Below are 12626 nucleotides of genomic sequence, written 5' to 3' on the forward strand. Positions count from 1 at the left end.
GCCATGTTTGAACGCCTCTTGCGCACCGTCATCGCCCAGCGCTGGCTGGTGCTGCTGGCCGTGCTGGCCGCCGCCGCGTTCGGCGCGTACAGCTATACGCGTCTGTCGATCGACGCGGTGCCCGACATCACCAACGTGCAGGTGCAGATCAATACGCCCGCACCGGGCTATTCGCCGCTGGAGACCGAACAGCGCATCACCTATGCGCTGGAAACCGCCATGGCCGGCTTGCCCAAGCTGGAGCAGACGCGCTCGCTGTCCCGCTACGGCCTGTCGCAGGTGACGGTGATCTTCAAGGAGGGCACCGACATCTATTTCGCGCGCCAACTGGTGAGCGAACGCCTGCAGGCCGCAAAGGAGCAGTTGCCCGACGGCATTTCGCCAAGCATGGGGCCGGTCTCCACCGGCCTGGGCGAGATCTACCTGTGGACCGTAGAGGCCGACGCCAACGCGCGCAAGCCCGACGGCACCGCCTACACCCCCGCCGACTTGCGCGAGCTGCAGGACTGGGTGATCCGCCCGCAGATCCGCAATGTGCCGGGCGTGACGGAGGTCAACACCATCGGCGGTTTTGCCAAGGAATTCCTGGTGGCGACGAGCCCCGAACGCCTGGCGTCGTACAAGCTCACGCTGGCCGATGTGGTGACCGCGCTGGACCGCAACAACGCGAACGTCGGGGCCGGCTATATCGAGCGCAAGGGCGAGCAATACCTCGTGCGTGCGCCCGGCCAGTTGCGCGATGCGGCCGACATCGGCAACGTCGTGCTCGCCAGCCCGAACGGCACGCCGGTGCGCTTGCGCGACGTCGCCAGCATCGAAAGCGGCAGCGAACTGCGCACGGGCGCGGCGACCAGCAACGGGCGCGAGGTGGTGCTCGGCACGGCGTTCCTGTTGATGGGCGAGAACAGCCGCACCGTCTCGCAGGCCGTGGACAAGCGCATGCAGGAGATTCGCAAGACGCTGCCGGCGGGCATTCGCGTGGAGTCGGTGTACGACCGCACGGTGCTCGTCGACAAGGCCATCGCCACGGTCAAGAAGAATCTGCTGGAAGGCGCCATTCTCGTCATGGCGGTGCTGTTCCTCTTTCTGGGCAACCTGCGCGCAGCCGTGCTGACGGCGCTGGTGATTCCCTTGTCGATGCTGATGACGTTCAGCGGCATGGTGTCGGCCAAGGTGAGCGCCAACCTGATGAGTTTGGGCGCCCTGGACTTCGGCATCATCGTCGACGGCGCGGTGGTGATCGTCGAGAACTGCGTGCGGCGCCTTGCGCATGCGCAGGAATTGCGCGGACGCCCGCTCACGCGCGCCGAGCGTTTCGACGAGGTGTTTGAAGCCGCCCGCGAAGCGCGCCGCCCGTTGCTGTATGGCCAGCTCATCATCATGGTGGTGTACCTGCCGATCTTTGCGCTCTCGGGTGTGGAAGGGAAGATGTTCCACCCGATGGCGATCACGGTGGTGCTGGCGCTGGCTGCGGCCATGATTCTCTCCATCACGTTTGTACCGGCCGCCGTGGCCTTGTTCATTGGCGAGCGCGTCGCCGAGAAAGAGAACCGCCTGATGGGTTGGGCGCGCCGCATGTATGCCCCGCTGCTCGAACGCGTGCTGGCTGCGCCTGCCGTGGTGTTGACGTTTGCCGCGGTGGCGGTGTCGGTCTCGGTGGTGGCAGCCACGCGCCTGGGCGCCGAGTTCGTGCCCAACCTGAACGAAGGCGATCTTTCCATCCAGGCCATGCGCGTGCCGGGCACCGGCCTGGCGCAATCGCTGGACATGCAGATGCAGATCGAGCGCACGCTCAAGACGAAGTTTCCCGAGATCGAGCGTGTGTTTGCGCGCACCGGTACCGCAGAGGTCGCGACCGACGTGATGCCGCCCAGCATCTCTGACGGCTACATCATGCTCAAGCCCGAGCGCGACTGGCCCACCGGCGCCGATGGCAAACGTCGCAACCGGGATCAGTTGCTGGCCGACATTCGCACCACGGTCGAAGCGCTGCCCGGCAACGCGTACGAGTTCTCGCAGCCGATTCAGTTGCGCTTCAATGAACTGATTTCGGGCGTACGCAGCGATGTGGCCGTCAAGCTCTTCGGCGACGACATGAGCGTGCTGGAAGCCCAGGCCAAGCGTATTGCGGCGCAGCTCGGCAAGCTGGCCGGCGCTGCCGAGGTGAAGATCGAACAGACCGGCGGCCTGCCTTTTCTGAACGTCGACATCGATCGCGACAAGGCCGCGCGTTATGGCCTTTCCATCGGTGCGATTCAGGACACGGTGTCCGCCGCCATCGGGGGTAAGGATGCGGGCACGGTATTCCAGGGCGACCGTCGTTTCGGCATCGTCGTGCGGCTGCCGGAAACTGCGCGCAGCGACCCGGCCGCGCTGGGCCGCTTGCCGCTGGCATTGCCCAACGGGCAGGGTTACGTGCCGCTATCCGAGGTGGCCACGCTCAACGAGGTGACCGGTCCCAACCAGGTCAGCCGCGAAGACGGCAAGCGCCGCATCGTCGTCAGCGCCAATGTGCGCGGGCGCGATATCGCCTCGTTCGTCGAAGAAGCGCAGGCGGTGCTCGATGCGCAGGTGCGCCTGCCGGCCGGTTACTGGATGGCGTGGGGCGGGCAGTTCGAGCAATTGCAGTCGGCCACCGGGCGCCTGCAGATCGTGGTGCCGCTGGCGCTGGCCATGGTGTTCACGCTGCTGTTCATGATGTTCGGCAACCTGAAGGACGGCTTGCTGGTGTTTTCCGGCATTCCGTTTGCGCTGTCGGGCGGCATCCTGGCGCTGGCGTTGCGCGGTATTCCGCTGTCGATTTCCGCGGCGGTGGGCTTCATCGCGCTGTCGGGCGTGGCAGTGCTCAACGGGCTCGTGATGCTGAGCTTCATCCGCAGCCTGCGCGAGAGCGGCAAGCCCGTCGACGAGGCCGTACGTGAGGGCGCGCTGACGCGCTTGCGTCCGGTGCTGATGACCGCGTTGGTGGCATCGCTGGGCTTCGTGCCCATGGCACTGGCAACCGGCACGGGCGCTGAAGTGCAGCGGCCGTTGGCCACGGTGGTGATCGGGGGGATTCTGTCGTCGACGGCGCTGACGCTGCTGGTGCTGCCGGTGTTGTATCGGCTGGCCTATCGACGGGGTGCGCAGCCAGGAAGAGGGGACGCACCCGCGCCCGAAGCGTCATCCGCCTGACTGCGGTGCGTCCTTTCTGGCTCGGTGTGCCGCGCTCAACGCCACAGGCCGGCGATGTGCAGCAGCGCTGCGCATGCGCCGACCGCTACGAGGAACAGGCCCGCCCCGATGGGCGAGCCCCAGCCATACCAGCTCAGGGCCTTCTCGGCATTCGGGTCGAACGGAATGGATGACGAATGCGTGTCGCGCGGCACGGTTTGCGATGAGGTCTGCATGACGACTCCGGTTTCACTGCGTTGACGGTGGCCCGGCTCAGGCCGGCCCGGTAGTGGAGGCGGTCTTCTCGGCCGCCGCGCGCTGCTGATGCCAGCCGCGCCAGAGGTCCAGCCCGCCCAGCGTGCCGGCCTCCATCTGGGTGATGAGTCCGATCACGAACTGACGTTCTGCCAGCAGCAGCGCGCGCTGGTATTCGGACTCAATCAGAAACAGTTGCGGCACTTCCTGCGCGGCACCCGTCGTCAGCTCGGCATCGACTTCTGCGATGAGCGGATCGAGGCGCGCCAGGCGGTCGCGCAGCAGGTCGATCACGTGATCGGGCGGCAGTGCGGGCAGCAGCGATAACCCGGCTTCGAAGCGCAGGTATTCCTTCTCCGGCCGCGCGATCCATTCACGCAGCCAGTCGTTCATCTCGGCGCGGCCGGCAGGGGTGATGGCGTAGACGGTCCGCTCCGGGCGAGCGCCATCTCGCACGGTTTCGGTTGGCACGATCAGCGCGGCGGCTTCCAGCGAATCGATCACGGTGTACAGCGAGCCGTAGCGCAGCTTGATGCTTTTCTCCTTGCCCCGTGCACGCATGGTTGACGCCATCTCATACGGATGCATCGGTTTTTCAAACAGCAGCACAAGGACCGCAAGGGCCAACGGACTGGTCGGACGCTTCATATTTGCTCGGTTGCGTATATCCGCCGACGAATATACGCAACCGGCTGGGTAAACGCAAGAACGATGCGGAGTCGGTACAGCGGGGGGGGGCGAGATTGAAAAGGGAGGAGGTTCGCGAGGCCGGCTGGTGCGGCCTCGGCGTGTGGGGTGACGCTTATTCGGCCTGCAGTGCGGCGATGATCTTTTCGGCTTGGGCCTTCAGCTTGTCGGTGTCGGCCTGCACGCGGGCGTGCGGTTGCAGCGGGGTGTCGCTGTAGCGCGGCAGCACGTGAAAGTGCACGTGCGGCACCGTCTGTCCGGCAGCGCTGCCGTTGAGCTGGAAGATGGCGATGCCCGGCGGCGTGAACGCGGCGCGCACGGCGCGCGCCAGCTTGCGCGTGGTGCGGATGGCAGCTGATGCCGCGTCGTCGGACAGGTCGAACAGTTCCGCTGCGCCTTCCTTGGGCAGCACGAGCACGTGGCCGTCGGCCTGCGGCATGATGTCCATGAAGGCGATGGTGTGGTCGTCTTCGTACACCTTGATGCACGGCAGCTCGCCGCGCAGGATCTTGGCGAAGATGTTCTGGTTGTCGTAAGTCGCGTCAGGCATGAAGTGTCTCCAGTAAGCGGGAAAAGCACAGGAAAGCGCTGCGCGAAAGTATATAGGCGACCGGCGGCGACGCGCCGCGCACAGGTTTAGCGCAGATCAAGCCGGGGTGTCATCAAGCGACAACGGCGCAGCCACGTGTTCCAAGGGTTTGCGCTCCGCGGCCGTCCCCCAGAGCGCCTGAACCGCGGCCGCCAGCAGCATCAGCACGGCGCCGAATGCATAGCCCCCGAACACGGCACCGCGCGAGTGCGTATCGATCAGCCAACCGAACAGCGCAGGCCCGGCCACGCCGCCGAGCCCGGTGCCCACGGCGTAGAACAACGCGATGGCAAGGGCGCGCACCTCGAGCGGAAAGGTCTCGCTCACCGTCAGATACGCCGAGCTGGCGGCGGCCGATGCAAAGAAGAACACCACGGTCCACGCGATCGTCTGTGTGGCGCTGTCGAGCACACCGGCCTTGAAGAGCGCGCCACTCACCAGCAACAGCAGGCCGCTGATCGCATAGGTGGCAGCAATCATCGTGCGCCGGCCCACTACGTCAAACAGCCGCCCCAGCAGCAGCGGCCCGAGGAAGTTGCCCAGCGCGAACGGCAGCAGGTAGGTGCCGACCTTCGTCGCGGGCACGTCGTAGAAATCGGTCAGCACCAGCGCGTAGGTGAAGAAGATCGCGTTGTAGAAAAACGCCTGCGCTGCCATCAGAGCGAGGCCCACCAGCGCGCGTTGCCGATGCTGCACGAACAGCACGCGGGCGACTTCGGTCAAGCGTGGATGGCCGCGGCTGCGCATGCGCAATGCCGGCAACGGCGCCGTATCGAAGCGATGGCCGCGCGATGCAATCTCGCTTTCGATATCGCGCACGATGGCCTGGGCTTCTTCGTGCCGGCCGCGCGTGATGAGCCAGCGTGGGCTTTCCGGAATCCAGAAACGCATGACCAGAATGATGAGCCCCAGCACTGCGCCGATGAAGAAGCACAGCCGCCAGCCCGTATCCACGCTCATGTGTGCGGGGTCCAGCAACCACAACGAGGCGCCCGCGCCCAACGCCGCCCCGACCCAGAACGTGCCGTTGATGGCGAGGTCCGTCCAGCCGCGCACGCGTGCGGGCGTCAACTCCTGGATGGTCGAATTGATGGCCGCGTATTCGCCGCCGATCCCTGCGCCCGTGAGCACACGAAACACGACGAGGCTGGCAAAGCTCCACGAAAACGCCGTGGCGAACGTGGCGAGGATGTACACGCCCAACGTGATGAAGAACAGCTTGCGGCGGCCGAGCCGATCCGTCATCCAGCCGAACAGCAGCGCGCCGAACACCGCCCCAATCAGGTAGGCACTGCTGGCAATGCCGACCTGCGCATTGGTGAGATGCAGGGCTGGGCTTTGCTTGAGGGCGCCCGCCACGGCACCGGCCAGCGTCACCTCCAGGCCGTCGAGCAGCCACGTAATGCCCAGCGCAATGACCACGCGCGTGTGAAAGCGGCTCCACGGCAGACGATCGAGCCGGCTGGGCAGGTCGGATGTGTGGAAGGCTGGCGATTCGGGCATCGCGGCGCACTCGAGCTGGAATGCGCACGACGCAGCACGAATTATTCCCGCACAGGTGCGGCCGAGTCTTCTTGCGATGCGCCGGCGAGCAGCGTGTCTTCAAAGAAGCGGCGGCGCGCGTCCTTGTCGGGCTTGCTGCCCTGGTGCCAGAGCGTGGCCTCCGACAGCTGGTAGGCGTACAGCATGAAGGCGCGCGTCTTGGCGTCCTTGCGCGTAAAGCCGATCGCCTGGAAGTGCTGGACGTAGTAATCCATGCGGTGTTCATCGACGGCTTCGACGGCCTCTTGCGCCATCGGGTCGCGCCGCGCCCAGGCACGGATGGCGAACTCGATCATGGCTGTGCGGCGCGCGCTGCGTCCGCGAAACGGCAGTGCGAGCAGATCGCGCACCAGGCCCTGCACCGATGCGTTCTGCCGCTCCAGCTTGGGGCCGATGCGCGTGCGCTCGCTCCAGTCCTGCAGCACCTGGTGCAGCAGGTCGTCGCGGTTCTTGAAGTGCCAGTAGAAACTGCCGCGCGTGACGTCCAGCTGCTTGGCGAGCACGTCCACGCGCACCGCATCGATGCTCTTGGTGACGAGCAGATCGGTGGCGGCGCGCACCCAGTCGTCGGGCGTGAGCTGGGCACGCGGCGCGGCAGGGGTGGAGGTTTCGGCATCGACGTCCACGGCAGCGTCGTGTTCGTCGATCAGCAAGGAAGGCTTGGGCATGAAGGCGGATTCTAGTCCCGCTGACAAGGCTGTCCAGCGCTTAAATCATGCTGACGCCCCCAGGTTTGCGCGGGTTGACACGGCAATAAACGCACTCCTACCATGCACATACGTTTGTGTATGGAAGGATCGAGCTACCGTAAGCCTCGGTTTGCGGTTTAGTACAAGAACCATGCTCGACGATGCCTTCTGCACGGCGTCTAACGATAAGACATCAGGAGACATTTGCATGAAGGCATTCCGACTCGCGCTGTGCGCGGCGGCAGCAGTTGGCACATTTGCGGGCGCATTCTGCCCGACCATCGTCCACGCCGAGACCGTCAAGATCGCGTGGATCGATCCGCTGTCCGGGCTGATGGGGGCGCTGGGCCAGAACCAGCTGCGCAGCTGGCAATACGCGGCCGATCTGGCCAACCAGCAGAACTGGAGCGGCAACGGCACCAAGTTTGAAGTCGTCGGCTTTGACAACAAGGTGTCGCCGCAAGAAAGCCTGACGATCCTCAAGCAGATCACCGACCAGGGCATCCGCTACGTCGCGCAGGGCGACGGTTCCAGCGTGGGCATGGCGCTGCAGGACGCGATCGCCAAGTACAACGACCGCAACCCGGGCAAGGAGATCATCTATCTCAACTACGCCGCGGTCGATCCGGACATGACCAACAGCAAGTGCAACTACTGGCACTTCCGCCTGGACGCCAACTCCGACATGAAGATGGAGGCCCTGACCAGCTACCTGGCCAAGGACCCGAACATCAAGAAGGTCTATCTGCTGAACCAGAACTACTCGTTCGGGCACCAAGTGGCGCGTGCGGCCAAGGAATACCTCAAGCGCAAACGCCCGGACATCCAGGTGGTGGGTGAAGACCTGCACCCGCTGGCACAGGTGAAGGACTTCTCGCCGTATGTCGCGAAAATCCGCGCATCGGGCGCCGATACGGTCATCACCGGCAATTGGGGGAGCGATCTGGCACTGCTGATTCGGGCGTCGAAGGATGCGGGCCTTACCACCAACTTCTATACGTACTACGCAGGCACCACCGGCGTGCCCACGGCGATGGGGGCGTCCGGCGCCGACCGCGTGAAGGTCATCAGCTACTTTGCCCCGAACGACGGCAACGCCAAGACGAGCGCCGTGCTCGACGGCTTCAAGAAGAAGTACAACGACGACTTCTTCAACGCCGATGTCTACACCGGCATCGCCTTCCTGGCCAAGGCCATCAAGACCAGCGGTTCGGCGGAGCCGGCCAAGGTGGCCAAGGTGATGGAAGGCATGACGGTCGATGGGCTCAACGGCCCGATCGAGATGCGCAAGACCGACCACCAGGCCCAGCAGACGCTGTACGTGACCACCTGGGTGAAGGCCGACGGCAAGAAGATCAAGTACGACCAGGAAAACACCGGCTACGGCTGGCGCACTGACGTCACGCTGGAACCGCACCTCGCGGCCCAGCCGACGTCGTGCCAGATGAAGCGTCCGGCGTCGTAACGGCGTGATCGAGGTGTCCCCGGGTCAGATCCTCAGACCGGGGACACCACGCCTGTGCCCGCCAGGTGTCCGCGGGCGTTCTCCAGAAAGCGATCCACCGTCGCCTGCACCGATTCCGGCGACCAGCCCGCAATGTGCGGCGTCAGCACGACCTGCTCCAGGTCCAGCAGCCCGGCCGGCGGCTTGGGCTCGCTCTCATACACATCCAGCCCCGCGCCGCCCAGCTTGCCTGCGCGGATGGCCGCTTCCAGCGCCGCCGTATCCACCACGCTGCCGCGCGCAATGTTGACCACGTAGCCGCTCGGGCCCAGCGCCTCCAGGATCGTCTGGTTGACCAGATGCTTCGTCTGCGCACCGCCCGGCGTGGCAACGATCAGGAAGTCCGCCCACTCCGCCATGTCCTTCAGCGCATCGAAGTAGCGGTATGACACGCCTTCGCGCGGCTTGCGATTGTGGTAGCCGATCTGCATGTCGAAGCCGGCAGCGCGGCGCGCGATCTGCATGCCGATGGTGCCCAGGCCGACGATGCCCAGTCGTTTGCCGCATACGCCGGGCTGCAGCGGAATGTCGTCGCGCCAGACGCCGTTGCGTGTGGATCGATCCAGCTTGGGAATGCCGCGCACGGTGGCCAGCAGCAAGCCAAAGGCGTGGTCGGCCACGCAGGCGTCGTTGGTGCCGGCACCGTTGGCTACGGCCACGCCACGCGCGCGGGCGGCGTCCACGTCGATGTTCTCGTAGCCGGCGCCCAGCGCGCAGGCAAGTTCCAGCTTGGGCATCGCGGCGATCTCCGCGCCCGTCAGGCCCGTCGAGCCGTTGGTGAGGACGATGCGGACATCCTGCCCGTGGCGCGCGATCGCGGCGTCGCGTTCGGCGCGGGTGGGCGCATGGATGACGTGGAAATGTTCAGCGATCTGCGCCACGTTATCGGGCGTCATCGCAATGAGGAGCAGCAGGGTCGGTTGCATGGGTAAGGAGGGGAGGCGGAGCGCAAGAATAGGGAGACGCCAGTAAACAGGTAACAGGTGCGTCGCGCGGCGCTTGGCGATGATAACGCGCGACCCGCCAGCCTTGCTCGAAGCCATGCCCCGCATGCGGTTACACGCCGTTACCGATGAGCAGGTTTGGTTGCACGGGTTTGCCAGGCTGCGGCATAGACTTTGCGGCAAGAGGCGCATGGCCGCAGGCCGCAGACCAGACCGCAGGTCGGCCCAGACGCCTCGTTCACCAGACGGGAATCATCATGCGAGCAACGAACAAGTCGGACCGTGCAGGGCACGCAGCGCGTTGGGTGGCAGCGGCCGCATTGGCGGCGGTGGCAGCCGGGCTGACGGGCTGCGTGACGGCGCCGGCGTACCCCGGTTATGGCGCGGGCTACGGTGCAGGGTATGCCGCGGGCAGCAATGCTTACGCGAACAGCACAGGCCCGACCACCTACAGCAGCGGCTATACCAGCGGGTACGACAGCACGTACAACAACGCGTACAACAACGGCTACGGCAGCTATGACCCCAACGCGCCGCAGCCCTATCCGCAACAGCCTGCGCCGGCGTACTCGCAGCCGAACTATTCGCCGTATCCGGGCAGCAGCGACCCGTCTTATCAGGCGCCGGCGGATAACCGCTACGGCGTTGTCGAATACGTCGAAGCCGTGCCGGTGCGCGGTCAGCCGAGCGGCGTGGGAGCGGTGCTGGGCGGCGTCGTGGGTGGCTTGCTGGGCCACCAGGTGGGCGGCGGACGCGGCAACACCGTGGCCACCATTGGCGGCGCCGTGGCCGGCGCCATGGCAGGCAACGCCGTCGAGGGCAACACGATGGTCGGCCAGACCTACCGCGTCACCCTGCGGCTGAACGACAACTCCCGCGTCACGCTCACGCAGAACAATCCGAACGGCTTGCGTACGGGGGATCGCGCCCGTATCGAAAACAACATGGCTGTGCCGTACTAACCACATCGTGCATGGGCGGCCGCCCGGCCCGGCGTTGAACGGGCTTCAGAAACGGCGCGGGGCGGCCGATATAGCGGGGGCAATAACCCGCGGTGACTCCCATGCTCAATCGACTTTCCATCCGTTTCCGACTCAACGCAGCGCTGGCGGTCCTGGCCGCGCTACTGGCGGCCACCGGCACCATCGGCGTGGTCGGAATGCGCGCGTCCGACGCGAACATCAACGAGATCTACACCAATCAGCTCGCTTCGACCTCGCTGGTCGGCAAGTCGCAGCTGAATGCGGCGATCGTGCGTACAACGCTGGATCGCGCGGTCTTCCATCCGGATGCGGCCGACGTGCCAGCCATCCTCGACAAGGCTAACGGCTACCGCGCCAAGTCTGACGACGCGTGGAAGCAATACAAGGCGCTGCCCATGAGCGCGGATGAAGCGCGCCTGGCTGCGGACATGGAGGCCAAGCGCAACGCGCTCTTCCGCGACGGGATCGAGCCGTTGATGAGCGCATTGCGCGCCCGCGATGCCGCAGCCGCCGACAAGGTGGTGATGAACGTCATCCCGCCGCTGTCCGTGGCGCTGACTGCTGCTGCCGACGCGCTGGACCGCAGCCAGGTCGAACAGGCCAAGGCCGCTTACGAAAGCGCGGCGGCCCGCACGCACGCGTTTCTGATGCTGATCATTGGCGCCATCGTGGTGGGCATTGCAGCGGCACTCGGCTGCGCATTCGGCCTGCACCGCGCGATCTCGGTGCCGCTGTCGAAGATGCTCGGGCACTTCAGCGCGATCTCGAACGGCAACCTGACGGAACGCATCACTGTCAGCAGCAAGGACGAAATGGGCGCGCTCACGCAAGGTCTCATCAACATGCAGAACGGCCTGATCCGCACCATCCTGACGATGCGCGGCGGTAGCGAATCCATCGCCAGCGCGACCAAGCAGATCGCGGCCGGCAACATGGACCTGTCGCAACGCACCGAGGAGCAGGCGTCGTCGCTGGAAGAAACCGCGTCGAGCATGGAAGAACTGACGAGCATCGTGCGCCAGAACGCCGACAACGCGCGTCAGGCCAGCCAGCTTGCAGGCAACGCGTCGGACATCGCCGTGAAGGGCGGTGAAGTGGTGGGCCGCGTGATCGAGACGATGTCGGGCATCAACGACAGCAGCAAGAAGATCGCCGACATCATCGGCGTGATCGAAGGCATTGCCTTCCAGACGAACATCCTGGCGCTGAATGCGGCAGTGGAAGCTGCCCGCGCGGGCGAGCAGGGACGCGGCTTTGCGGTGGTGGCCGGCGAGGTGCGCAGCCTCGCGCAGCGCTCGGCCACGGCGGCCAAGGAAATCAAGGAACTCATCAGCGATTCGGTTGGCCGCGTTGAAAACGGCACGACGCTGGTGGCCGAAGCGGGCAGCGTCATCGACGAAGTGGTGGTCGCCGTCAAGCGCGTGACCGACATCATGGGCGAGATCAGTTCGGCATCGGACGAACAAAGCGCCGGCATCGAGCAAGTCAACCAGGCCGTCACGCAGATGGATGAGGTGACGCAGCAGAACGCCGCGCTGGTGGAAGAGGCGGCGGCCGCTGCGCAATCGCTGGAGGAGCAGGCCGGCGTGCTGCGCGAGGCCGTGGCGTCGTTCCGGCTGCCGGCGGCGGGTGCGCATGCGGGGCCGGTGCTGGCTCCCGTTGCTGCCAACCCCGTGAACGTTGCGAAGGTGGCGGCAGCGGTATCGGCGACGCCCGCTTCGTCCAGCACGACAGCGAAACCAGTCGCGCGCAAACCGGCCGCAGCGACAGCACGTGCAGCACGCAAGCGCCTGGCAGCGCCCGTCAAGCCGGTGGCTGTGCCGGCTCCGGATGCGAAGGCAGTCCCTGCTGTGGCAGCTGAGCCCAAGGCAGGCAAACTTGCCCTGGCTGCAGTGTCCAGCGATGCCGACGACTGGGAACAGTTCTGACACGCAAGCCGAGACGCTCTTTTTAACAAGCCGCGCCCTGAGCGCGGCTTTGTGTTTCAGCGCTGCAACCGATTTGCCGAATCGCTTGGGCCGATGTTGTCGGTCAGGCCGGCGATTTGCGCGGGGCAGTCGCTGCCGCTTCGCTCGTCCGCGCCGTCGGCCGTCTCCCAGGGGCGTTTCGTCTGGCAGACCCTTTGCGCATCAGGCTTTGCAGCCTGCATGCCGTTGCACGCCGCCGTCCCTGCGCCAACATGCGCGCCCCGCTCGTCAGGTGCACTTCCCGCTCGCCTAACCCAAACACCCTGTACTTGATCACCCACCACCTCCGTCATTTGTATGGAGGCCTTGTCCA

General features: G+C 65.6%; 10 protein-coding genes. 4 read left to right on the forward strand and 6 right to left on the reverse strand.

The genetic code is table 11. From position 1 onward, the window contains the following. Positions 1 to 3 precede the first annotated feature (3 nt). Positions 4 to 3174: an efflux RND transporter permease subunit gene (locus N511_RS0114460; protein WP_027679963.1), complete on the forward strand. Its 3171-nt coding sequence runs from the start codon at positions 4 to 6 to the stop codon at positions 3172 to 3174. Positions 3175 to 3209: 35 nt separating this feature from the next. On the opposite strand, the gene N511_RS24280 is transcribed toward N511_RS0114460, so the two are convergent. The 5 genes from N511_RS24280 to N511_RS0114485 form a co-directional block, all read right to left on the reverse strand. Continuing rightward, positions 3210 to 3389 (reverse strand): hypothetical protein, encoded by a 180-nt coding sequence (locus tag N511_RS24280; RefSeq protein ID WP_037026691.1) that lies wholly within the window; start codon positions 3387 to 3389, stop codon positions 3210 to 3212. A 37-nt stretch (positions 3390 to 3426) separates the two neighbouring features. Continuing rightward, positions 3427 to 4056, reverse strand: a complete 630-nt coding sequence (locus N511_RS24285) for a PadR family transcriptional regulator (protein ID WP_051530934.1) — start codon at positions 4054 to 4056, stop codon at positions 3427 to 3429. Positions 4057 to 4210: 154 nt separating this feature from the next. Continuing rightward, the gene (locus N511_RS0114475; RefSeq protein ID WP_027679964.1) at positions 4211 to 4645 is read right to left on the reverse strand and encodes an HIT family protein; all 435 of its coding nucleotides are present in this window, start codon (positions 4643 to 4645) and stop codon (positions 4211 to 4213) included. A 96-nt stretch (positions 4646 to 4741) separates the two neighbouring features. Then, positions 4742 to 6187 carry an MFS transporter gene (locus N511_RS0114480; protein ID WP_027679965.1) on the reverse strand — a complete coding sequence of 482 codons (1446 nt, stop codon included), beginning with the start codon at positions 6185 to 6187 and terminating at the stop codon, positions 4742 to 4744. Positions 6188 to 6228: 41 nt separating this feature from the next. Beyond that, positions 6229 to 6894, reverse strand: a complete 666-nt coding sequence (locus N511_RS0114485; protein ID WP_027679966.1) for a TetR/AcrR family transcriptional regulator — start codon at positions 6892 to 6894, stop codon at positions 6229 to 6231. A 229-nt stretch (positions 6895 to 7123) separates the two neighbouring features. Here N511_RS0114485 and N511_RS0114490 point away from each other — a divergent pair, with 229 nt between their 5' ends. Further along, entirely contained in the window at positions 7124 to 8380 is a 1257-nt protein-coding gene (locus N511_RS0114490) for a branched-chain amino acid ABC transporter substrate-binding protein (protein ID WP_027679967.1), read from the forward strand. Positions 8381 to 8412: 32 nt separating this feature from the next. Here N511_RS0114490 and N511_RS0114495 read toward each other — a convergent pair whose 3' ends face one another. After that, positions 8413 to 9345 carry a 2-hydroxyacid dehydrogenase gene (locus tag N511_RS0114495; protein WP_027679968.1) on the reverse strand — a complete coding sequence of 311 codons (933 nt, stop codon included), beginning with the start codon at positions 9343 to 9345 and terminating at the stop codon, positions 8413 to 8415. A 275-nt stretch (positions 9346 to 9620) separates the two neighbouring features. Here N511_RS0114495 and N511_RS0114500 point away from each other — a divergent pair, with 275 nt between their 5' ends. Together N511_RS0114500 and N511_RS0114505 are read left to right on the forward strand one after the other, a co-directional pair. Continuing rightward, positions 9621 to 10325, forward strand: coding sequence for a glycine zipper 2TM domain-containing protein (locus tag N511_RS0114500; protein WP_027679969.1), 705 nt, complete (start codon positions 9621 to 9623; stop codon positions 10323 to 10325). A 101-nt stretch (positions 10326 to 10426) separates the two neighbouring features. After that, complete coding sequence (locus N511_RS0114505) at positions 10427 to 12274, forward strand: methyl-accepting chemotaxis protein (RefSeq protein WP_027679970.1); 1848 nt, start codon at positions 10427 to 10429, stop codon at positions 12272 to 12274. Positions 12275 to 12626 lie beyond the last annotated feature (352 nt).

Origin of the sequence: Ralstonia sp. UNC404CL21Col (assembly GCF_000620465.1) — a bacterium.
GTDB classification, from domain to species: Bacteria; Pseudomonadota; Gammaproteobacteria; order Burkholderiales; family Burkholderiaceae; genus Ralstonia; species Ralstonia flatus.

Bases quoted from the DNA above. Each gene is read 5' to 3' on its own strand.
- N511_RS24285 (WP_051530934.1), bottom strand. From the start codon at position 4,056: ATGAAGCGTCCGACCAGTCCGTTGGCCCTTGCGGTCCTTGTGCTGCTG.
- N511_RS0114505 (WP_027679970.1), top strand. From the start codon at position 10,427: ATGCTCAATCGACTTTCCATCCGTTTCCGACTCAACGCAGCGCTGGCG.
- N511_RS0114485 (WP_027679966.1), bottom strand. From the start codon at position 6,894: ATGCCCAAGCCTTCCTTGCTGATCGACGAACACGACGCTGCCGTGGAC.
- N511_RS0114480 (WP_027679965.1), bottom strand. From the start codon at position 6,187: ATGCCCGAATCGCCAGCCTTCCACACATCCGACCTGCCCAGCCGGCTC.
- N511_RS0114475 (WP_027679964.1), bottom strand. From the start codon at position 4,645: ATGCCTGACGCGACTTACGACAACCAGAACATCTTCGCCAAGATCCTG.
- N511_RS0114500 (WP_027679969.1), top strand. From the start codon at position 9,621: ATGCGAGCAACGAACAAGTCGGACCGTGCAGGGCACGCAGCGCGTTGG.
- N511_RS0114460 (WP_027679963.1), top strand. From the start codon at position 4: ATGTTTGAACGCCTCTTGCGCACCGTCATCGCCCAGCGCTGGCTGGTG.
- N511_RS0114490 (WP_027679967.1), top strand. From the start codon at position 7,124: ATGAAGGCATTCCGACTCGCGCTGTGCGCGGCGGCAGCAGTTGGCACA.
- N511_RS0114495 (WP_027679968.1), bottom strand. From the start codon at position 9,345: ATGCAACCGACCCTGCTGCTCCTCATTGCGATGACGCCCGATAACGTG.
- N511_RS24280 (WP_037026691.1), bottom strand. From the start codon at position 3,389: ATGCAGACCTCATCGCAAACCGTGCCGCGCGACACGCATTCGTCATCC.